The sequence below is a fragment of the Polaribacter septentrionalilitoris genome (genome assembly GCF_009832745.1).
In the GTDB taxonomy this organism is placed as follows: domain Bacteria; phylum Bacteroidota; class Bacteroidia; order Flavobacteriales; family Flavobacteriaceae; genus Polaribacter; species Polaribacter septentrionalilitoris.
The window spans coordinates 23,493-45,859 of record NZ_VRMJ01000042.1; the positions used below are offsets into that span (position 1 = coordinate 23,493).

Sequence of the window (22,367 nt, forward strand, 5' to 3'; positions counted from 1 at the left end):
TTGACATTTTATATACTTGGTGTTTTACATATAATCCTGTTTAGTGGGGCTTTCTATAATATTCTCTATTTTGGTGTAAAACCCTCTAAATCTTTAAGCTGGATTTTAATTACGTTACTCTTTCCTTTTATAGGTGTGTTTGCCTTTTTACTTTTTGGAATCAACAGAAGAAAAATTAAATTTTTTGAACTTAAAGAAACTAAAAAAAGAAAGAATTATATTAAAAGTACTTTTTCGAATTCTGAAGATAAATTTGCATCAGACTTAAAAACTATCAAAGAAAAAAAAATAGCTAATTTAATTTATAATAATACTAAAACACCTGTTTCTAATAGTAATAATTTAAAAATTTTAAAAAACGGAAAAGAAACTTTTGATGATATTTTTGAAGCCATTCAAAATGCAAAAGAGTTTATTCATTTGCAATATTTTATTATTGAAGAAGGTGAGATTTTATCAAAAATAATCTCTCTTTTAAAAGAAAAGCGAAAAGAAAATGTAGCCGTTAGAATTTTGTATGATGCCATCGGCAGTTATAGCTTAAGTAAAGCTATAAAACAAGAATTAAAAGATACTGGTATTGAAGTATATCCTGAAATGCCCTTGAAATATGGAAATTTTATATTTACATTAAATTATAGAAATCATCGAAAAATTTGTATTGTAGATAACAAAATTGGGTTTACAGGTGGTGTAAATATTACTGATGAATATATTACTGACGATGATTTTTTAGGTGTTTGGCAAGATGCTCATATCAAAATTGAAGGAGAGGCTGTTTACAGCTTACAGAAATCGTTTATTAAAGATTTCTTTTATGCTACTGATATAGATTTAAGTAAAAAAGAAAAATACAATATAACACACAAATCAAATCATCATACTCAAGTTCAAATAGTTTCTAGCGGCCCTGATTATGAGCAATCAGTTGTCATGCAGCAGTATCTGAGTTTTATCAATTTAGCTGAGAAAAGTATTTGTGTGATGAATCCTTATTTCATACCAACATTCTCAATTTTAGAAGCATTTAAAATTGCAGCTTTGAGCGGTGTAAAAGTTACATTATTACTACCCAAAAAAGGCGATTCTAAAATAGCTACATACAGTATGTTTTCTTATTTTGAAATCCTTTTAAAAGCTGGTGTAGAAATTTATTTAAGAGATGATTTTTCACATAGTAAAGTTATTTTTATTGATGATGAAATTGCTTCTATAGGATCTACCAATTTTGATTGCAGAAGTTTTGAACACAATTATGAACTGAATGCCATTATTTACGATTCTAAAACTACTTTAGAAATTCGAAAAGAGTTTGACATGCGAAAAGAAAAAGCTCAAAAAATTGAATTTAACGAATTTAAAAATAGGTCAAAAACTCAAAAAACTCTAGAGCGCTTGTGTCGTTTTTTTAGTCCTTTATTGTAAATCTCATGATGCTTAAAGAATTTAAAATCTTTTTTTCTAATGAATTGGCTGATGTCTTCCCAAAAACAGAGGTTGATACTTTTTTCTTTTTATTGATAGAACAAAAGCTAAATCTACAAAGAGTAGATACAGTTTTACAACCTGATTTTATAATTGTTGATGATCAATTACTTGAATTTAAAAACATTATAAAACGACTTCAAAAAGAAGAACCTATTCAATATATTTTAGGAAACACTGAGTTTTTTGGATTGCCTTTTCAAGTAAATAAACATACTCTAATTCCAAGACCAGAAACCGAAGAATTGGTAGAGTGGATATTAAGTGAAGTTAAACAATTACAAATACTGAGTAATCATAAGTTAAAGATTCTTGATATAGGAACAGGAACTGGCTGCATACCAATTACTCTAGCTAAAAACCTTAAAAATGTTGAAGTTTCTGCAATTGATGTTTCTAAAAAAGCTTTAAAAATTGCACAGCAAAACGCATTATTAAATAATGTTGAGATTCATTTTTTAGAAGTTGATATTCTTAAAGCTAATAAATTACCTCAACAATATGATATTATTGTTTCAAATCCTCCATATGTAAGAGAACTTGAAAAGGAAGAAATTAAAAATAATGTTCTACAAAACGAACCTCATTTAGCCTTGTTTGTTGATGATAACAATCCGCTTATTTTTTATAATAAAATTACTGATTTGGCAAAAAAACATTTAACAACAAATGGTTTGTTATTTTTTGAAATTAACCAATATTTAGGTAATGAAACATTAGAAATGATTCGTCAAAAAAGGCTTCAAGACATTGAACTTAAAAAAGACTTTTTCGGAAATGACAGAATGTTAAAAGCAAGTTTAAGTACTGGATTGTAGCGTTTTAAAAACAGGTATTTATACCCGTTTTGTTAAAATATTTTTATTTATTAAAATTTTAACACTATATTTACAATATCAACAAATATTTAACTTTAACCAAAAGTTATCCCTATATGCTTTTATAACATCCTCAAGCATGAATTTTACTTTTCCATAGTTTTCTAAAATTTCATTTAAAATTTAAAACAAAGTAATTACACTTAATTTAAACATGACTATAATAAGTTAAGTCCTAATTTCAACTATTACTAACCGAGGCTATCCCTATACGCAACCAAATATCCTCCAAGATGAAACCTTATCCTTTATAATTTTAAATTATAATCATATTAAAATTTTCACATAAATTTTTAAATATAATGACATATTTAACGAGTTTATGATGGACTATTATGTCCAAAAGATACCCTCAATTTAATACTAACTAAACTTTTTTAAAATGAAAAAAAAATTAACTCAAAAAAGTATTAAAAGTAAAATTATTATGTTTTGCTTTTTATTTTTTGCTAGTTCATTATTAGCAAGCCACTTTAGACACGGTACAATAAGCTGGCGTGTTGTTAACGGTAATACCGTTGAATTTAAAATTAGTCAAGCCTGGAGAAATGGCTGTAATATTAACGTAGGACAAACCTGCTATGGCGATACATTTTATTTTGGAGATGGCCAAAGACGGTCATTTTCTGTTGTAGCTACTGCTGTTAACACTGCAGAAAATTGGTACTATGGAGAAGCTACTTTTACACATACTTATGCCAATATGGGTAATTTTATTGCTTACTTTGGTGGATGTTGTAAAATTGGCTCCCTATCTAATAATAGTAACGCTTACTGGAGAAGTGAAACTATTGTTAACGTAGGTTCTGGTAATGAATCTCCTGTAACCACCATGGCTCCGATTATTAACATGCAAACAGGAACTACCAATGCTACGTTTCAAGTACCAGCATCAGATCCTGATGGAGATAACTTAACTTACAGACTTGCTAGTTACTCTGAAATTAACGGTTACCAACCATCAGGGATTTCTATTAATCAAAATACTGGTTTATTAACATTTAATACTCAAGGAAGAAATGTTGGTAGTTTATGGAATGCTTCAATTGTTGTAGAAGATGGTAAAACTAAAGTGATTAATGATTTTATCATAAAAATTGTTCAACAATCTAACCCTCCATTATTTGATTATACAACTACACCAACAAATGGATTTGTTTATCAAGTTTCACCAGGTGTTCCTGTAAACTTTACTATAAAAGCAGATGATACTGATCCTGGTGCTACAGTTAGTTTACAATCTATTGGCGTACCACCTGGAGCAAACATTAATTTAAGTAATCAAAATACAAATTCAATTAGTGGAAGTTTTAGCTGGACACCTACAGCAAATAATCTTGGTACCAATGTAATTAACTTTTTAGCCCAAGATAATGTAGGAGCTCAAGTAAGTACTTCTGTTACAATTCTCGTAAGCCTAAAACCTCAATTTGATGTTCCTCCAACACCTGCAGAAGGTGTTCATAATGTATACAATCCTGGAGATGTAATAAGTTACAATATTCAAGCCTCTGATCCAGACCCATTAGACATTGTTAGTTTTACAGATGTCAAAGGAAAAGATATGATGGGCATGCCGATTCCATTATACAACAATGCTTCTTTTAACAACTTAAATGGTATACCCACTAATCCAACTAATGGAATATTTACCTGGGCTACACAAGCAAGCGACTGGGGTCACAAACACGTATATCTATATGCAACTGATAGTTATGGAGATGTTACAAGACATGAAATAAGTCAGCTTATCAATACACCACCAACATTTTCTTCAAACCCTGTTTTAGATGCAGATGTAGGTGTAGCATATTCTTACACGATAAATGTTAGTGATGCTGATGTAACTTATGGTGATACCATATCAATTTTAGGAATAAACCTACCATCTTGGTTGACTTTAGTTGACAATGGTAATGGAACAGCTACTTTGACTGGAACACCATCAGTGTCAGATGTAGGAGTTTCTTCAATCAACATTCAAGCTGAAGACAAAAATCATCATCAAGATCCAAGAGGTACTATTAATCAACTTTTTGACATATCAGTAAATAATTGTTCTATAAGTATAGATCCCAAAAATATAACTATTGCTTTAGATGAGAATGGAAACGCAACAATTGCAACAACTTCTACTTTAATAGATATTTACGGAGAAGATTTTAACACTGATGTAAATGGAGGTAACGTAACCTCATTAAATAACTGGGATGTTTTAGCAGGTAATGTAGATGTAAATGATTTTATTCCAGGAAACGGAAGCAAAGAACTTGACCTAGCTGGTTCAACAAACTCAACTATAAAAAGTAAATCTTCTATAAATTTAACACCTGGTCAATATGAATTATCTTTTGATAATAAGTTAAATTCTAATCCAAGTGGAGGAAATTCTGTTCAAGTTTCTATCGGAAGCTCATTTAGTCAACAATTTGCCTCACAAGCCACAGCAACTAACGAAAAAGTAACTTTTACTGTTTCTCAATCAGAAAATGCCTTTATTACACTTCAGCAACTTGGTTTTTCTGATGCAGCAGGATCTTTTGTTGGTAATTTTAAAATAAAAAAGGTAATAAATTCTTATCCAGTAGTAACAGATCTTACAGCTAGCTGTGGTATTTCAAGTGTTTCTATTGATAAATCAAATTTTGACTGTTCAAACATCGGCAATAATACAGTTACAATTACGGCTACTGATGTAAATGGTAATTCTGCTACTGCATCAGCAATAGTTACAATTAAAGACACAACAGCTCCTAATGTAATAACAAAAAACATTACAGTAGAATTAGACGAAAATGGAAATGCTTCAATAACGCCAGAAATGGTAAATAATGGTTCAACTGATAGCTGTGGTATTGTTTCATATTCTTTAGATATTACAGAATTTACTTGTGATAATATCGGTGAAAACGTAGTTAACTTAATTGCAACTGATGCATCTGGGAATTCAAATTCAGGAACACCTACTATTGTAACAATAGTAGACAATAAAGCTCCTACCGCTTTAACTCAAGACATTTCTATTAATTTAGATGCTAACGGTAATGCAACTATAACACCAGAACAAATAAACAATGGGTCTTCTGACAATTGTGGTATTGCCTCTATTTCTTTAAATACTACATCATTTAGTTGTGCCAATATTGGTGTAAATGAAGTAACTCTTACAGTTACTGATACGAATAACAATGTTTCTACAGCCACTGCAAATGTTACTATTAACGATGTAATAAATCCAACAGCTTTAACTCAAGATATTTCTATTGATTTAGATGCAAATGGTAATGCAACAATTACACCAGATATGATTGACAACAACTCGTCTGATGCTTGTGGTATTAAATCAATTGAACTAGATACTACATCTTTTAGTTGTGCAAATGTTGGAGTTAATGAAGTAACTCTTACAGTAACTGATAATAATGATAATGTTTCAACGGCAACTGCAAATGTTACTATTAATGATGTAACTAACCCAACAGCTATAACTCAGGATATTTCTATTGATTTAGATGCAAATGGTAACGCATCCATTACACCAGATATGATTGACAACAACTCGTCTGATGCTTGTGGTATTAAATCAATTGAACTAGATACTACATCTTTTAGTTGTGCAAATGTTGGAGTTAATGAAGTAACTCTTACAGTAACTGATAATAATGATAATGTTTCAACAGCAACTGCAAATATTACTGTTAACGATGTAACTAATCCTACAGCTATAACTCAGGATATTTCATTAGATTTAGATGCAAATGGAAACGCAACTATTACTCCTGAAATGATTGATAATAATTCATCTGATGCCTGTGGTATTAAATCTATTGCACTAGATACTACATCTTTTAGTTGTGCAAATGTTGGAGTGAATGAAGTAACTCTTTCAGTTACTGATAACAATGATAATGTTTCAACAGCTTCAGCAAATGTTATTGTTAGCGATGTAACTTCTCCCACAGTAATCACTCAAACAGCAACAGTTACATTAGTAAATGGTTCTGCTAGTATTACTACTGCTGATGTAGATGCAGGTTCTTTTGACAACTGTTCTTTTGAATTATCCTTAGATAACAATAGTTTTACTTGTGATGATATTGGAGAAAACACAGTTACTTTGACTGCTACAGATATTTCTGGAAACACTAGCTCTAAAACTGCAACTGTAAATGTTGTTGGAGATATACCAACTATTAGTATTAATGATTTTAACGCTGTACAAACTCAGAAACAGAATACAATATTCTTAGGTTTTGGCCCTCAAAGTATCAACTTAACTACAGTAACAAATGGTGGTAGCGGATTTAAATATGAATGGACCTCAAATACAGGTGAAATAGTTTCAAATGAAGCTAATCCTAGTATTAACCCTACCATAAGTACTACTTATGATGTAACTGTTACAAACTCAAACGGATGTACAGCTTCTACTAGTATTTATGTTTGTGTGATAGATGCAAGGGCATTCGATAAGAAAGGTAGATATAAAGGAAAAGTACTAGTTTGTCATCATACAAATGGTAAAAAAGGCACAAAACATGTTCAAATAAGTATCAGCAAAAGCGCAGTTATGACACACTTAACAAAACATGGTGTAGGTACAGATCATGCAGATACTTTAGGCGGTTGTAACGCAGTATGTGTTGATAATTATAGCGCTAGAAAAAGCTCTAAAAAGAGCGCTACAACAGCATCTATTGAAGATAATCTAACAATATATCCAAACCCATCAATAGGTATATTTGATATTAAACTAACTGCAGTACAAATGAAAACAAACATCTATTTGTTTGATACTACAGGAAAAACTATAGAGCATAAATATATTTCGGAAGAAAATAGTTCTGAAAATATAATTACTATGGGTAACTATAACTTAGCATCTGGTTTCTATATTCTAAAAATAGTAACATCAGATGAAACAGTAACAAGAAAATTAATAGTAGAGAAAAGTAAATAAAACTCTTTTCTTAAAGTTACAAAAAGAGGTCGTTATACACGACCTCTTTTCTTTTAACTGATTACTTTAATATAATGAATTAAACGCAATAGTAATTTTAAAACCGATTATCACCATCTAATAAATCTCCAATACCACCTAACACACTACCTTCTCCTCTTTTTCCTCCCCCAGTTCTTGGAGCCATAGCTAAAACTCTACCTGCTAACCTACTAAATGGTAATGACTGAATATAAACTGTTCCTGGTCCACGAAGAGTAGCAAAAAATAAACCTTCGCCTCCAAATATGGTGTTTTTGATACCTCCAACAAACTCAATATCATAATCTACATCTTGAGTAAACCCAACAATACAGCCTGTATCTACTTTTAATACTTCACCAGGAGCCAAAACTTTTTTAGCCATTGTTCCTCCAGCATGAATAAAGCCTAAACCATCACCTTCCATTTTTTGCATGATAAAACCTTCTCCTCCAAACAAACCTCTACCCAACTTTTTAGAAAACTCAATCCCTATAGAAACACCTTTAGCAGCGCACAAGAATGCATCTTTCTGACAAATAAATTTACCGCCAAATTGATTTAAATCTATTGGAACAATTTTCCCAGGATAAGGAGATGCAAAAGAGATTTGCTTTTTTCCTATTCCATCATTTGTAAAAACGGTCATAAACAGACTTTCACCAGTTAAGATTCTTTTTCCTGCTGAAAATATTTTTCCTAACAATCCTTTTTCTTGATTCGAACCATCACCAAAAATGGTATTCATTTTAATCTGATCATCCATCATCATAAATGTTCCTGCTTCTGCAACAACTCCTTCTTGTGGATCTAATTCTATTTCTACAAATTGCATTTCTTCACCAAAAATTTCATAATCAATTTCATGTGCATTTTGAGGACTATTATTAGAAGTGTTCTTTGGAATTCTATCTTGATACATAATAATTTGTTTTTAATCTTACACTAATTAGATGACTTGAACGAGATTTTGTTAAAATTATATAATAAATAATTATTATTATTTTAACTATTGATTTTGAGCAAAATTTTTATTTTTGATTGTAAGAATAACAAAATTAAATTGATTATGAAATACTTAACTCCAGAAATCGAAGCCTTATCTAAGCAATATGAAATTACAAAATCTTTAGCTCGTACAAATACTTCATGTGGTATTTTTCAAGACATTGACTATAAAGAGCAAAAACCAAAGCCTTATCAGAAAAGAAAATGATTCATAATCTTATATTTTAATTTGTTCTTTTACTTAAAAAACTTTATCTAAAAATTATTTAAACTTTACATTGTAAGTAACACCTAATGCAGTGTATAAAAAGAAATCTCCTGGAGAAAAAGGTTTTTCTTCTCTATAAAAATCTGCTGAAAAACCCCAAGCGTTTTTCTTGTTTTTTGAACTAAAAAAATAGCCAAGGTTAATTTTTTGAGAATCTAACTGAAAAATTGTTTGTTGATCTACATTCTCAACAAAACGTTCTATCTCTGGAGTAACTCCAAAACCAAAACCAATAATAAAATAATTTTCGGCATCATTTCTATATTTTCTGTACTGCAAAACTCCAGATTTACTTGTTCCTGGGCCTCCTGGAGTTATGTAAGATCTAAAAACCCAATAACTATTTCCTGTATACCACCCTATAGAACCTGTGTAAATAGTAGTATTTGTTGAATACTTTAAACCCCTTAATCCTAGAGATACTTCAAAACTTTTAGGTAGAGATTTGTACAATTCTGCACCATATCTAAAACTTGGATATAATGGACTATTGGAAAAACCTGCACTTACGTAAGCATATAAGCCATTTGTTATTCTTGGATATAAATCAATTTCATATTGATAGTTATCTGTCCTAAATCTGTTCGAGTAATTTATCTTTCCTGTAATACTTCCATATTTTGTTTGCCTCGAGTATTGTAGCGTACTATAATGCATTGCATCCCTTTCATTTTTGCTATATATATCTATGGCATAACTAATTCCTATAGAGTTAAAACTAAGTAAATTATTAATTGAATTTTTGTATTCTTCTGCTTTTTTATTTTCTGGATACAACTTTACAACTTCACTTATTGTTATAAAAGCCTGCTCTTTATTTCCTGAATTAAATTCTGACTTTGCTTTTAATTGTAATAAATCTACATCATTTGCAAAATAAATTAATCCTTTTTTAATTAATTCTGAAGCTTTAAAAGGTTTTTCTGCCCACAACTCATTATTTACCGCTGCAATCCAATCTGTTTTTCTTTTTGGGTCTTTATTCAAAACTTTAGCAAACTCTATTCTTGCTTGTTTATAATTTGAATCCCAGGAATAAGTACTCGCCAAAAAAGAACGAACATCTAAATACGTTGGATATTTTGTTAAAATAAGTTTTAATGAATCTTGAGCTTGTTTTCTTTTGCCATTGAAAGCCATTTCTCTAGCAGTTTTAAAAGTTGTATCTGGGTTACCATTATAAACTTTTTTTTGAGAATGTAGTTGATTAGTAAAAAGTAGAATTACTATCAAAATTGTTAGTGATGATATTTTTTTTTCAATCATTTTAAAGAATTCTTAAATTTTATATACTCTTGCTCTGTTGGCTTTTTTTTGAGCAAACTATCTATTAATCTATTTGCATTGATTTTATCATTCATTAACAAACTAGCTCTTGCCATTTTGAATACAACTTCATCATTATTGATGTTATTTTTTTTTGCTTTTTCAAAAATTAATTTTGCTTTTTCATTTTGTGACGACCACCAATACATATCCAAAAGCGCTAAATAAATATCATCATAATATGGTGCTCTTTTGAGTGCGTCTAACAACTCTTCTTCAGATTCTTTAAATTTACCATCCCATGCAAAAGTTCTTCCTTTTAATATTTTAACATCTACATGATTTGGCTCTTTACTTAGAATATAGTTACATAAAAGTCTTGCTGTTTTTCTTTCTTTGTTAAAAGCTTTTTCTCTAGCAACTAAAAATAATTGATCTAAGGTTAAATTGGAAGAAAAAGAATCTATTATTGCTTTTTCTTTAGAAGTAAATTGGTATTTCTTTTTTGAAACTAAAAAAGAATTTTTGGGGTAAATCTTATCTTTTTGAGTTACATAAGCATTTATTTCTTTAAATTTATTAAAGGATTCTCTGATTTCTTTTAGTAGTTCTTGATTATCAATTTTATTAAGTCCAAAATTTTCATTAATCTTAAAAAGATCTCCTCCAGAATACATATATTCTTTATAAATGAAGTCATTTATACTTCCTTTATACCTCATTAAGGGTATTTTATGTTTGTTTCTAAATTTTTTAACAGTATCTAAACCAGTTCCTAACCAAGCTATTTTTTGAGGAATATTAAAATTAAAGTTAGTGTTTAATAAAGACAAAATACTGGGTGTGATATCAAAATGTGATGAAATTGATTTGATAGAAGCTGTCTCTCTTAGCTTTTTACTGTAAATAAAAAGTGGTACATTAAACCTGCAAAGCTTATCTTTTTGAGTAATTGGAATTAACCTATGGTCTCCTGTAATAATAAATATTGTGTTGTCAAAATCATCTCTTTTTTCTAACCTCTCCATAAATCTTTTAAGACTATGATCTGCATATAAAATGCTTGCAAAAATATCTTTATTGGTAAGTATCTCATTTTTTGTCATTTTAAATTTCTTATCAGAATTTAAGATACTATCAATTTTGGACAGGAATTGCTCTTTTGAAGGAAACGTAAATGGCTCATGAATAGTTTGAGTTGCAATAATGTCTAGTCTAGGCTCTTTTCTATCGTCTAAAACACTCAGAGTTTTTGTGAAAATTTCATTATCTGAGTATCCCCAAGAAAAACCAGTAGATTCATTTACTGTTTTAGGATATGAATTATCGTACAAATTTTCATCTATTACAAAGTCTATTTCATTGTACTCTAAAAAATTAATTTTCTTATCAAAACTTACCCTATCTCCTGAGTAAAATGAAGAGGTATAACCGTTATTCTTTAAAACACTTAATAAAGAGATATGAGTAGGAATTTCTGATATTTCTAAAAATCCATTTTCTCCAAAAGGAAGAGAACCAAACAATGAAGGTAAAGCTCCAAAAGTTCTTCCTGTGTTGCTTAAAAAGTTTTCCCAATATATAGATCTAGACATTAACGAATCTAGGTAAGGTGTAAATCCTCCATAATACTTACCCCCTGTAAACTCAGTCCCCAAGCCTTCTACAATGATAAAAACGAGGTTTGGTTTTTTATCATTTAGGTTAAAAAATGGACTTAAGACATCTTTAGTTTCTTTTGATGATTTTAATAAAGGATATTCATTTTCCCCTTTAAAATTAACCATATTAACCTCTGCTTTATTTATTTTATACTTAATAACATCAGCAACAAAAAAATAAGTTTTATTTTGATATGCAGCTTCTGTAACTTTTCTGTAAGAGAACCTTATTAGTATTGTAAAAGCTAAGAAAACTAATAAACCATAAACTGTAGGCTTACGAATAGTTTTATTCTTAATAAAATAAAAAGCTAAGAGATACAATGATGGAAAAATAAAAAAACCAAGAATGTATATAAACGAAATACTCTCTGAAGAAGTTACAGTAAAATAAATATCCTCTAAAGAATATCCAAATAAATCTGCGCCTAAATTTAATAATGTTGTTAGGCTATATTTGGTTAAAGAAAATTCTATTAAAACCGCTAAAAAAAACAATATTTTTACAATGATTATTCCTGTTTTCTTGTTAAAAAAATTGAAAATTAAATAAATAGGAAAACAGCATAATGCAATTAGTACTCCTGCTAAAAAATGATTTGATAATTTAAATAATACATACAAAATGATATTTTCTATTTCTTTACCACTGTATATTGTATAGAAAATTTCAAATAAATATATTGCCCAAAAAGCAAGAATTAGAGATAAGGTTAGAGTTACATATAAAGAAAACTTGTTGTATAATAATTTTAATTTCATAATATTTATTTTTTAGACAAACCTTTTCTAGTCATCACACCCCATTTCTTATTTTTATTAAAATAATAATCAATATTTCCTTTTATTGCAGCATATAAAACAAAAGGATGTAATATAAGCGGTTCTAAAATTATTGTTAAAACCAATATCAAACCAATTCCTTTTTTCTTGTATTGACGATAAGTTAACTCTTCTGAAAAAATAGCAACAAAAGAAAAAATCAGAGAAAAAAGATATGCAATCAAAAAAATCCCTAAGACAAAACTCCAATTGATTTCTCTAAAGACAACCAGTAAAACAAAGTAAACAATACCGGCAACTTCTACTATAGGTGCTAACCTTTCAAAAATAAACCAATAAGGAAAGCTTAACATTCCTAAAATACCATATTTAGGGTTTAGTCCAATTTTTTTATGAATTTTAAGCGTTTCAATTGTACCTCTTGTCCATCTATTTCTTTGCGAAATAAAAATTTTATAATTATCAGGAGCTTCTGTCCAGCATAATGGATCAGGGATATAAGCAACTTTATATTTTTGCTTAGTCTCTTCCATATATCTTCTCATCCTGACAATAATTTCCATATCTTCTCCTACAGTATTTGTATCATACCCACCTACTTTTATCGCTATTTCCCTATCAAACATTCCAAAGGCTCCAGAAATAACAAGTAACCCATTTAATCTTGCCCATGCCATTCTACCTAATAAAAATGACCTCAAATATTCTAAAACCTGAGCTCTTTCAATCCATTTTTTAGGAAAGTTGATTTCTATTAATTTTCCGTTTTCGATTTTACAAGAATTAGCTATTCTTATAACACCACCAGATGCAATAACTTTTTTATCGTTGGTATCTAAAAATGGCTTCACCATTCTTTGAAGTGAATCTTCTAACAACAAACAATCTACATCTATACAAGCTAAATATTTACTTTGGCTAATGTTAATGCCAAAATTTAAAGCATCAGCTTTACCTCCATTTTCTTTGTCAATTACAATTAATTTATCAAAAGCTGGGTTTTTAGATTTAAAAACACCCTTTCTTAGTGGTTGTGTTTTTATTTTATTATGAATAAAATAATCTACCTTTATTAAACTGTAAGCTGCTATTAATTTTTCTAAGCTATCATCTTTACTTCCATCATTAACAATTATAACATTATAATTAACATAATGTATAGACAATAGAGATCTAACATTTTCTACTATATTTAAACTCTCATTAAAAGCGGGTGCAATTATAGAAATTGAAGGAGATATTTTTGATGATAAAAGGTCTTTATACTCTACAAAATTATTTTTTTTAAGATAAGTTTTAGTTTCTCTTGAAGAAAAATACGCTAGAATAACATATGACGAAATGATTAAAATCGAAAAAATAAGGAAGAAGTATTCTAAACCTATTAAAACTATTCTAAATGTGTTTTCAAAATCCATAACTTGAATTTAAAAAGTGAATAATTTCGTTTGACTCTATATTTCTAGACTCTTTAGAGATTAAATTGTATTCTTTCTGATTTATTCCTTTTAAAATTTTTAAAGCTTTAAATTTTATTTCAAATGTTTCTTGATATACAAATTTCTTTAAAAAAGATGTGTCTTCTATTGTTGCAGTTTTTTCTATTAAGTTAAAGAAAACGCTTTTTTCTTTATGGGTTAAGTTATTATACCTTTCTTTTAATTTAGGGTTTGCCTCAGTTATTTCAAAATGGTCAAGCAAATCGATAACCTTAACTCTAATGTCAGAATTTTGATGATTTAACAAGTCAAGAAGTTCTTCTTTAGCGTCTATTCGATTAAAGATCTTAATAACATTCAAAATAAAAATTAAAACATAATCATTCTCTAACTTAAGCCAATTTGATATGTCTGGTAATTCTAAACTATTAAAATTTTTTAATTCATTGAGTAATTGAATTTGATCCCATTCCGTCAATGGCAATTTTAATTTCTTTAAATTTTCAAGTCCTTTAAGTTTAAACAATTGAATAAAATAAAGATGAGCTTCTCTTCTCACCTCTTTTCTTGGGTGGTTTATAAACTTATCTATTTTTTTTTCTACTTTCTTTATTTTAAACCGCCTTAAATCTCTTATAGCTAAAGCAATTAAATTACTCTGGTTACTTTCTAAGTTTTTCTCAGTACAATATAACAACCCAATTTCTTCGTATAATTCTCGCATTGAGTCTATTAATTCTCCAGAAACTTCTTGAATTAGATTTACAAAAACGGCTGTAATGACTTTTCTTTTCTGTTTGTTTAGGACATCATTTTTTAATTTTTTTATGATATCTAATTGACAATTGCTAAAATTTAAACCTTTTTTTGCTGAATATAAATATTCTATTAAAAGATGCTCGGTTTCATTTTTATAAGTAAGTATTTTACTATCTTTTAATTTATTATGATATCTTAAAATTTTAAGCATTAGAATAAAAAAGGTAATGATAAGAGCTAATATTACTACAATCATCCAAATTATATATTCTAACCAAAAAGTATCCATATGACTTACAAAAGGCAACTTTACTATTAAATCTTAAGCAATAACATTTTAACACGAACAACGAGTTCATTGGGTATTAATGGTTTGCTCATGAAATCATTTGCTCCTAATTTAAAAGCATTTAAAATCATTTCTTCTTGACCAGAACTTGAAAAAACCAAAATTGGAGTTTGTTTTTTTAGTTCATTTCTAACATAACTTATTAACTCCAAACCGCTTACAAACTCCATCATAACATCAGTTAAGATCAAGTCTGGTTGATATTTATTAATAAGTTCTATAGCTTCTTTGCCATTTTGGGCTATAAAGATTTTACAGCCTTCTTTTTCTAATTTAAATTTTAAGACAAGTGATAAAACGGAATTATCTTCTGCTAATACAATATTTTTTCCTCTCATATTAAAAAGCTTTTCAGATTTATAGCTCTTCTTACACTAAAAAAAATTACTAATAAATATTTAACATTATTTTATTAGAAATAATTTTATTCTTAATTTTATTTTAAATATACGAAATTTATGTCCTTGAACAAAGCAATTAGAAGTGATATTTTAGATTTGAAATATATCAAAGAATATTTTTCAGAAGATCAACATTTTACTATAGAATTAATTGAAGGATATTTATCTGACACAATTCCTAAAGTTGATATTTTAGAGAAAAACCTTATTAACTTAGATTATGATGAAGTAAAAAATATTTCTCATTTTTTTAAACCCTCTTTTAGCTTAATGGGGATTAATTGTTTACAAGAAATTATTGATCTAGAAAAATTAGCAGAAAACAAGGCTCCAAAAAATGAAATCTACAAAAGAATTAACTTTATAATACCCATTTGCAGAGAAAGTATTTTAGAATACAAACGTATTCTAAATAAAATAAAAACCATTTAAGTTCTAATAATTTTTCACTTTTAAACTCCATTCAAATTTAAAAGTAGAAACTAAAATTCCTTCTTCATTTTTACCTTCTGAAGTAAGGGTAATCATGTGTCCCTCATTTGTAGCTATCGATTTTTGAATAACATCAGCAATCATTTTTCCACCATTACAGGTAAATGTAATTTTACCTGTTGCCTTTTTATAAAACTGAGCTTCTTGTTTTGTAACTAACATTGAAACTTTTTTATTAGACACTGCAATGGCTCTCATTACCAAAACTCCTGTACTCATTTCTGCAGCCATACCTTGTGCAGCCCAAAACATACTTTTAAACGGATTTTGATTGATCCATTTATGACGAATTTGAACAACACAAAAAGTTTCGTTTACCTTTTTAACACGCATTCCAGACAACCAACCTAATGGTAACTTAAAAAACATAAACAAATTGATATTGCTTGCTGTTATCTTCATAAGTAATGAATTTGTTGACAATTTACCACTTTTCTAAAGAAGATTTAACAACATCAACATGTTAATAAAATGTTAAATAAAGGTACTATGTATTGCATAATACCTTTTTTTAACCATATATTTGCATAAGAAAGTATTATATACATCTAAAATAATGAAACACAATAACGAAAACACCAATGCATTTTTAATACATATCTCCGCTTTTGCCGGCTTTATATTTCCTTTTGGCAATATTATAACTCCTTTAATTGCGTGGCAAAGCTTAAAAGATAGAAGTCCATTTCTAGACGACCAAGGTAAAGAGGCTGTTAACTTTAACTTAAGTTACACTTTATATATATTTTTAATATCAATCGCTTTTATTCCGTTTGCGTTTGGATCATTTTTTAGAAACTGGAATCATCATAACTTTAATATGAATTTTGACTTTAACATGAGTAATCTTTTTGGATTTATTGGTTTTGGTTCTATAACCGGAATTATATATATCATTGGAATTGCACTTGTAATAATTGCATCATTAAAAGCAAGAGAGGGTGAAAATTACAAATACCCTTTTACCATAAAATTTATTAAATAACAATTTTACACCACAATAAATGAAGATAGAAAACACAAAAGCACAAATGCGAAAAGGTGTGCTGGAGTATTGCATCTTATCCATCTTAAAACATGGAGATGCGTATACTTCAGAAATCCTTTCTACGCTAAAAAGTGCAGAAATGATTGTGGTTGAAGGAACCATATATCCGTTATTAACGCGTTTAAAAAACGCAGGATTATTAACGTACAGATGGGAAGAATCAACCTCTGGACCACCAAGAAAATATTACGTTTTAACAGAAAACGGAGGCATGTTTTTAAAAGAATTAGACAAAACATGGAGCAACTTAATAAAGTCAGTAAACCAAGTAATTAGCAAAAAATCGACTACAAATGAATAAGACAATAAATATAAATCTAGGCGGATTTTTCTTTCATATAGATGAAATTGCCTATCAGAAATTAAAACGATATTTAGAATCAATTTCTAAATCGTTAAGTGATGATCCACAAGGAAAAAATGAAATCATTGCAGATATAGAAGCGCGAATTAGCGAATTGTTATCAGAAAAAATAACAGATGCTAGACAGGTTGTGAATGAAGGTGATATTGATGACATCATTAAAATTATGGGACAACCAGAAGATTACGCAGAAGCTGAAGAAACTTATAACGAATCGAGTTATTCTTATAAAAGAAATAGCGCTTCTGGAAAGAAATTATTTAGAGATCCAGATGATAAATTTTTAGGTGGTGTTGCATCTGGTATTGCACATTACTTTAATGTAGATTCTATCTGGATTCGTCTTGGGTTATTAGCCTTATTCTTTGGTGGTGGTTTTGGTATCATTTTATATATCATTCTTTGGATATTGTTACCAGAGGCTAAAACAACAGCAGAGAAATTACAAATGGAAGGTGAAGCTGTAAACATAGATAATATCGAAAAAAAAATTCGTGAAGAATTCACCAATGTCTCAGAAAACGTAAAAGATTTTGCCAATGATGCTTCTGATAAAATTAAAGAGGGTGCTAATGAAATCTCACAAAAGGTAAACAGTTCTTTTAAGGGAAAGTCCCAAAAAAATAACGGCTTGCAAGATTTTTTAGATACTTTAGGAAAAATAATTTTACTTTTCTTTAAAGTAATCGGAAAAATTATTGGTGCGATTTTAGTATTTATTTCTGCAGCAGTTATTTTATCACTAATTATTAGTGGGTTTTCTTTGGGCAGTTTAGAATGGTTAAATGTAGATGGTGAATTTTTTCAATACCCTCCTTTCTTTTACAATTCTGTAATACCAACTTGGGTTTTAACTTTAGCTGGGTTTTTAGCATTTGTAATTCCTTTTTTAGCCCTATTTGTTTTAGGTTTAAGAATACTATCTAGTAGTGTAAAAAGATTTAGCAAACCAACCTCTTTAACACTTTTAGGTATCTGGATTGTTGCCTTTTTAACCCTTCTCTTTTCAGGATTAGAATTTGGAACCTCGCATGCAAACTATGGACAAAAAGTAGAAAGAGAGCCTTTTAATATTGTTAAAAACGATACTCTTTATTTAAAAATGGTTAATGATGATAATATTTACTACAGACATAATTTAAGAAGAAATTCTCGCAAATATGAAGTAGAAATTAATGGAAAAACAAAAGTGTATTCAAACTATGTAAAAGTAGATGTAAAAAAGAGTAATTCTGATGATGCATATGTAATTATTCAAAAAGAATCTCGAGGTAAAACAAGAAGTAAGGCCAATAAAAATGCCGAAAAAATTGAATATAAATATGAAATTGATGGCACAGATTTTACACTAGATGCTTTCTATTTATCAGAATATAAAAACCTATGGAAAGATGAAGAGGTAAATGTAACTTTTTATATACCAAAAGGTGTAACAGTTTATTTTGACAATACTATAAAAAACTTTTTATACAATGTAGATAACGATAAAGACATTTATGATAAAGACATGGCTAACCATCATTTTAAAATGACAGATAAAACGCTAACATGTACAGATTGTATGGAAATGGATGATGAAACCGAAGAAGAAACAATATAAAAACACAATTCATCCAAAAAAACCAACAATTGAGTAACCAAACTTTGATTTTAAGCGTCTACATAATGACCTTTACAATCTAAATAAAACCAAAATCATGAAAAATTCAATTACAAAATCAATCGCTATCTTATTTGTAGCAGCTCTTTTTACTTCATGTGGAGTAGATATGTTTAATAGAATTAATGGAAACAGAAATGTAATTACTCAACCAAGAAAAACAGCTGATAGCTTTACAGGAATCAAAGTAAGTACAGGTATCGATTTATACATCACTCAAGGTGATAGAAACAAAATAAAAGTAGAAGCAGATGAAAACTTGCACGACATTATTATTACAGAAGTTATAGATGGTGTTTTAAAAGTTTACTCAGAGAAAAATATATGGAGAGCCAAAGCTAGAAAAGTACATGTAACTATCAAAGATCTAAACATGTTAAGAGCTACAAGCGGCAGTGATGTCTATACAAGAGGTGTTGTTACAACTGATGAAATTTCTATTTCAGCAACCAGTGGTGCAGACATTAGAATTTCTGTAGATGCAACCAGTGTAGAAACCAGTTCTACAAGTGGTTCTGATATTAGAATTACCGGAAAAACAGTAAACCATGCTTCTAGTGCAACTAGTGGTGCATCAATAGATGCTTACGATTTAGAAAGCAAAAACGTTCTTGCTAAAGCAACTAGTGGTGCAGACATCAATATTTATGCATCAGAAAAATTAGATGCTAAAGCAACTAGTGGTGGTGATATTGACTTTAAAGGAAACCCTAAAAAAGTAAATAAAAAATCATCTTCTGGAGGCGATGTTTCTAGAAAATAAAAAATCAATCAACCAAAAACTGAATTCTTGAGGCTGATAAAAAAGCCTCAAGATTTCTAAAAAAACAATCAACCCAACAACTAACCAACCAATTTATGGATGCTTTTTTAGAACCTTTTAAAAATTCTTTTATTCTTAAAGTGATATTTTTCTTAGCGATGTTATTATACAATTTTGTTCTAAATGCTCAAGTTGATAAAAACTCATCTTTGTTTAAAACATTACAATCTAAAGACAGTATTATTTTTGAAAGAACATTTAACAACTGCGAAACTGAAAAACTAGCACCTATCATTGCTGAAAATTTTGAGTTTTATCATGATATCGTTGGCACACAAAACAAAAAAGAATTTATAGATGCAATTCAAAATAATGTTTGCTCTAAACCAAGAATCAATAAAAGAAATTTAGTTAAAGGCTCTTTAGAAGTGCATCAATTAAAAAACAATGGAAAACTCTATGGTGCCATCCAAAAAGGAAAACATACTTTTCAGCAAAAAACAAACGGTTTTTTTAAAACTGTGGGTATTGCAGATTTTACACATCTATGGATTTTAGAAAACAACAATTGGAAATTAAAAAGGGTATTGAGTTACAATCATAAACCTTATACAGAATAAAAATTTTATTAGAATAGCTAACTCTAATAATAGTTACTAATACTTGGTTTTATTAGTTTACTTGGTAAGTCGTCGTTTTGCAAAAAACGACGCTTACTTTTTTATAAAAATTCTAATTAATAATGATTTAGATAAATGTTTAAAACTTCATTATTTCTTACCTAAATGCTCTTCGATATCAGCAATATGATGTTTTAATGCATCTGCAGAAATTTGTATTTCTTTGATTAATAAAGCTAAAGAAATAATTAATAAAATCAAAGCAAAACCAAACACCCACACTGCTAAACTTTGTTGATGTATATAAATTAAAAACATCGTTAAAACACAAAATAACAGACTACTAATTCCAAAAATCTGCATCCATCTTGTTAGGTTTAATCGCAATTTTAAATTATTTATTTGCCTTATTAAAGAGGCTTCTTTTCTTTCTAAATAAATATCGTGTAAATTTCTAATTACAGCTGCATACGCTAAAAAACGATTGGTATAGGCCAACATAATTAAAGAAATTGCCGAAAATAAAAGTGCTGGGGTGGTTAATGTGAGTGCTTCCATAATTATTTCAAAATTAAGCAATTTATAAATAGCTCCACTTATCTTTCTTTTTTTTTAGATGAAGGCTTTTAATGCTTTTAAAATTGCTGAAAAACATTAACTTTATAAAAATTAAAATTTAGAATTGCCTCCTATGAAAAAACACATTTTTACTCTTTTCTTTTTATCATATTTCATCTGTTTTTCTCAATCTGAAAAGAATTTTGATTATGATACATATTCTGACCCAAATCCAAAGAATAAATTGTCATTATATTTTAAAAGTAAAATCAACAAAAAACTACTTAAAAATGTACGTTTCTTCAAAAACAAAAATAATGTAACACTCTCTTTTTTTATTAATGAACAAGGAGAACCTTATAGATTAAATGTAGCATCTTATGGCTCTAAAGAATATTACGACACAATTAAAGAAACCTTTAAAAGTTATTTTTCACAAAACTTTACAGCAGATTCACTTGACAGTAAAAATAGATACTTTCTTCAGATTATTTCAAAAAAAGGACGTAGAAACATTTTTAATTGTAGCTCAAAATTAATTGTAGAAAAGCCACCTATATGTAAAGAATGTAAAGATTTAAAACTTTATGAAGACATTAAAACTTGTTTAAACCTAGAAGTAAAAAAACACTTTTATAAAAATGCTGATTTTTCTATTTTAGACAAACTTAAAGATGAAGAAATCGATATATTTATTCAATTTTCAGTGACAAAGTCAGGAGAATTAAAATATACCAAAAAGAGTAGATTACCTGTAAGGTTTCTTTATGAAACAGATAGAGTATTAAGTTCGTTTCCTAAAATACAACAAGTAAGCACAAAAAATAATCTTGTTATAGAGCCCAAGCATAGTTTTTCTTTTCAGCTTAAAAAAGGAGAAACTCCTAAATTAATAGATCAAAAAAATGAATTTAATTTACTTTACAAACCATCTCAAGACAACAAATTATCACAGTTTTTTATCAAAAACTTAACGAATAAAGATCTTAAAAAATCAAATTTAAGTAGAATTAAAAATCACTTTTCACTTTATTTTGAGTTAAATAAAGACTTAAAACCTATTAATCTTAGAACTAACTCCAGATCAAATTCTTTAGAAAAAACAATTATTGAATTGTTTAAGAAATATCCCTTTTCGCAACTTAATTTTCATAAAAAAGATTTATTAAATGGTTATATCATTCAAATTCTAGATTTTAGAGATCATCAAACTTTTGTAAACACTAATAGTATTGTTGAATCTGTAAAGCACGCGATATATCCAGGTTGTGAAGCCTCTGAAAATATTAAAGCAGCAAAAAAATGTTTTAGTAAAAAAATTCAAATGAATTTTTCAACAAAATTTGATTCAAGTTTACCTAAAAAATTAAAATTAAATCCTGGTAAAAAAAGAATACTGATAAAATTTAAAATTAATATTGATGGAGATATTGTAGACATAAATGTTGATGCTCCACATCAGAAAATAACCCAAGAGGTTATTAGAGTGATGAGAAAGTTACCCAAAGTACAACCTGCTATAAGAAGAGGCAAACCAATAAAAACAAAATTTACAATACCTTTTACAATAATTGTAAAATAAAT

The 22,367-nt window shown here is 28.5% G+C and carries 19 protein-coding genes; 11 read left to right on the forward strand and 8 right to left on the reverse strand.

Features of this window, described 5'->3' with window-relative positions; genetic code table 11:
* The 3 genes from cls (at position 1) to FP421_RS12600 (ending at position 7,323) form a co-directional block, all read left to right on the forward strand.
* Positions 1 to 1,425, forward strand: a complete 1,425-nt coding sequence (cls, locus tag FP421_RS12590; RefSeq protein WP_159951164.1) for a cardiolipin synthase — start codon at positions 1 to 3, stop codon at positions 1,423 to 1,425.
* A 5-nt stretch (positions 1,426 to 1,430) separates the two neighbouring features.
* Positions 1,431 to 2,303, forward strand: a complete 873-nt coding sequence (gene prmC, locus FP421_RS12595; protein ID WP_159951166.1) for a peptide chain release factor N(5)-glutamine methyltransferase — start codon at positions 1,431 to 1,433, stop codon at positions 2,301 to 2,303.
* 442 nt (positions 2,304 to 2,745) lie between these two features.
* Positions 2,746 to 7,323 (forward strand): putative Ig domain-containing protein, encoded by a 4,578-nt coding sequence (locus FP421_RS12600; protein ID WP_159951168.1) that lies wholly within the window; start codon positions 2,746 to 2,748, stop codon positions 7,321 to 7,323.
* Between the two features lie 97 nt (positions 7,324 to 7,420).
* Here FP421_RS12600 and FP421_RS12605 read toward each other — a convergent pair whose 3' ends face one another.
* Entirely contained in the window at positions 7,421 to 8,266 is an 846-nt protein-coding gene (locus FP421_RS12605) for a TIGR00266 family protein (protein ID WP_159951170.1), read from the reverse strand.
* A gap of 147 nt (positions 8,267 to 8,413) precedes the next feature.
* On the opposite strand from FP421_RS12605, the gene FP421_RS15140 reads away from it, so the two are divergent.
* Complete coding sequence (locus tag FP421_RS15140; protein WP_201288848.1) at positions 8,414 to 8,560, forward strand: hypothetical protein; 147 nt, start codon at positions 8,414 to 8,416, stop codon at positions 8,558 to 8,560.
* A 54-nt stretch (positions 8,561 to 8,614) separates the two neighbouring features.
* Here the strand turns inward: FP421_RS15140 and FP421_RS12610 are convergent, their stop codons facing one another.
* Genes FP421_RS12610 through FP421_RS12630 form a run of 5 tightly spaced genes read right to left on the reverse strand, consistent with a single transcriptional unit; the run spans position 8,615 to position 15,215 of the window.
* Complete coding sequence (locus FP421_RS12610; RefSeq protein ID WP_159951172.1) at positions 8,615 to 9,886, reverse strand: YaiO family outer membrane beta-barrel protein; 1,272 nt, start codon at positions 9,884 to 9,886, stop codon at positions 8,615 to 8,617.
* On the reverse strand, positions 9,883 to 12,309 hold the full coding sequence (locus FP421_RS12615; protein ID WP_159951174.1) for an alkaline phosphatase family protein: 2,427 nt from the start codon (positions 12,307 to 12,309) through the stop codon (positions 9,883 to 9,885). The genes FP421_RS12610 and FP421_RS12615 overlap by 4 nt, the downstream gene beginning before the upstream one ends.
* A 5-nt stretch (positions 12,310 to 12,314) precedes the next feature.
* Complete coding sequence (locus tag FP421_RS12620; RefSeq protein ID WP_159951176.1) at positions 12,315 to 13,748, reverse strand: glycosyltransferase family 2 protein; 1,434 nt, start codon at positions 13,746 to 13,748, stop codon at positions 12,315 to 12,317.
* A complete protein-coding gene (locus FP421_RS12625; RefSeq protein ID WP_159951178.1) occupies positions 13,738 to 14,784 on the reverse strand; it encodes a hypothetical protein in 1,047 nt (348 codons plus the stop codon). The genes FP421_RS12620 and FP421_RS12625 overlap by 11 nt, the downstream gene beginning before the upstream one ends.
* Positions 14,785 to 14,843: 59 nt before the next feature.
* Positions 14,844 to 15,215: a response regulator gene (locus tag FP421_RS12630; protein WP_159951180.1), complete on the reverse strand. Its 372-nt coding sequence runs from the start codon at positions 15,213 to 15,215 to the stop codon at positions 14,844 to 14,846.
* A 126-nt stretch (positions 15,216 to 15,341) separates the two neighbouring features.
* Here FP421_RS12630 and FP421_RS12635 point away from each other — a divergent pair, with 126 nt between their 5' ends.
* Positions 15,342 to 15,710 (forward strand): hypothetical protein, encoded by a 369-nt coding sequence (locus FP421_RS12635; RefSeq protein WP_159951182.1) that lies wholly within the window; start codon positions 15,342 to 15,344, stop codon positions 15,708 to 15,710.
* A 3-nt stretch (positions 15,711 to 15,713) separates the two neighbouring features.
* Here FP421_RS12635 and FP421_RS12640 read toward each other — a convergent pair whose 3' ends face one another.
* Positions 15,714 to 16,172, reverse strand: coding sequence for a DUF4442 domain-containing protein (locus FP421_RS12640; protein WP_159951184.1), 459 nt, complete (start codon positions 16,170 to 16,172; stop codon positions 15,714 to 15,716).
* 154 nt (positions 16,173 to 16,326) lie between these two features.
* Between FP421_RS12640 and FP421_RS12645 the strand changes: the two genes are divergently transcribed.
* The 5 genes from FP421_RS12645 (at position 16,327) to FP421_RS12665 (ending at position 20,225) form a co-directional block, all read left to right on the forward strand.
* Positions 16,327 to 16,755 (forward strand): DUF4870 domain-containing protein, encoded by a 429-nt coding sequence (locus FP421_RS12645; RefSeq protein ID WP_159951186.1) that lies wholly within the window; start codon positions 16,327 to 16,329, stop codon positions 16,753 to 16,755.
* Between the two features lie 19 nt (positions 16,756 to 16,774).
* The gene (locus FP421_RS12650; protein WP_159951188.1) at positions 16,775 to 17,119 is read left to right on the forward strand and encodes a PadR family transcriptional regulator; all 345 of its coding nucleotides are present in this window, start codon (positions 16,775 to 16,777) and stop codon (positions 17,117 to 17,119) included.
* Entirely contained in the window at positions 17,112 to 18,782 is a 1,671-nt protein-coding gene (locus FP421_RS12655) for a PspC domain-containing protein (RefSeq protein ID WP_159951190.1), read from the forward strand. The genes FP421_RS12650 and FP421_RS12655 overlap by 8 nt, the downstream gene beginning before the upstream one ends.
* Positions 18,783 to 18,879: 97 nt before the next feature.
* The gene (locus FP421_RS12660; protein ID WP_159951192.1) at positions 18,880 to 19,605 is read left to right on the forward strand and encodes a head GIN domain-containing protein; all 726 of its coding nucleotides are present in this window, start codon (positions 18,880 to 18,882) and stop codon (positions 19,603 to 19,605) included.
* Between the two features lie 95 nt (positions 19,606 to 19,700).
* Positions 19,701 to 20,225 carry a nuclear transport factor 2 family protein gene (locus FP421_RS12665; RefSeq protein WP_159951194.1) on the forward strand — a complete coding sequence of 175 codons (525 nt, stop codon included), beginning with the start codon at positions 19,701 to 19,703 and terminating at the stop codon, positions 20,223 to 20,225.
* A gap of 150 nt (positions 20,226 to 20,375) precedes the next feature.
* On the opposite strand, the gene FP421_RS12670 is transcribed toward FP421_RS12665, so the two are convergent.
* Complete coding sequence (locus tag FP421_RS12670; protein WP_159951196.1) at positions 20,376 to 20,783, reverse strand: DUF2721 domain-containing protein; 408 nt, start codon at positions 20,781 to 20,783, stop codon at positions 20,376 to 20,378.
* A 133-nt stretch (positions 20,784 to 20,916) separates the two neighbouring features.
* On the opposite strand from FP421_RS12670, the gene FP421_RS12675 reads away from it, so the two are divergent.
* Positions 20,917 to 22,365 carry an energy transducer TonB gene (locus FP421_RS12675; RefSeq protein ID WP_159951198.1) on the forward strand — a complete coding sequence of 483 codons (1,449 nt, stop codon included), beginning with the start codon at positions 20,917 to 20,919 and terminating at the stop codon, positions 22,363 to 22,365.
* Positions 22,366 to 22,367: the final 2 nt, after the last annotated feature.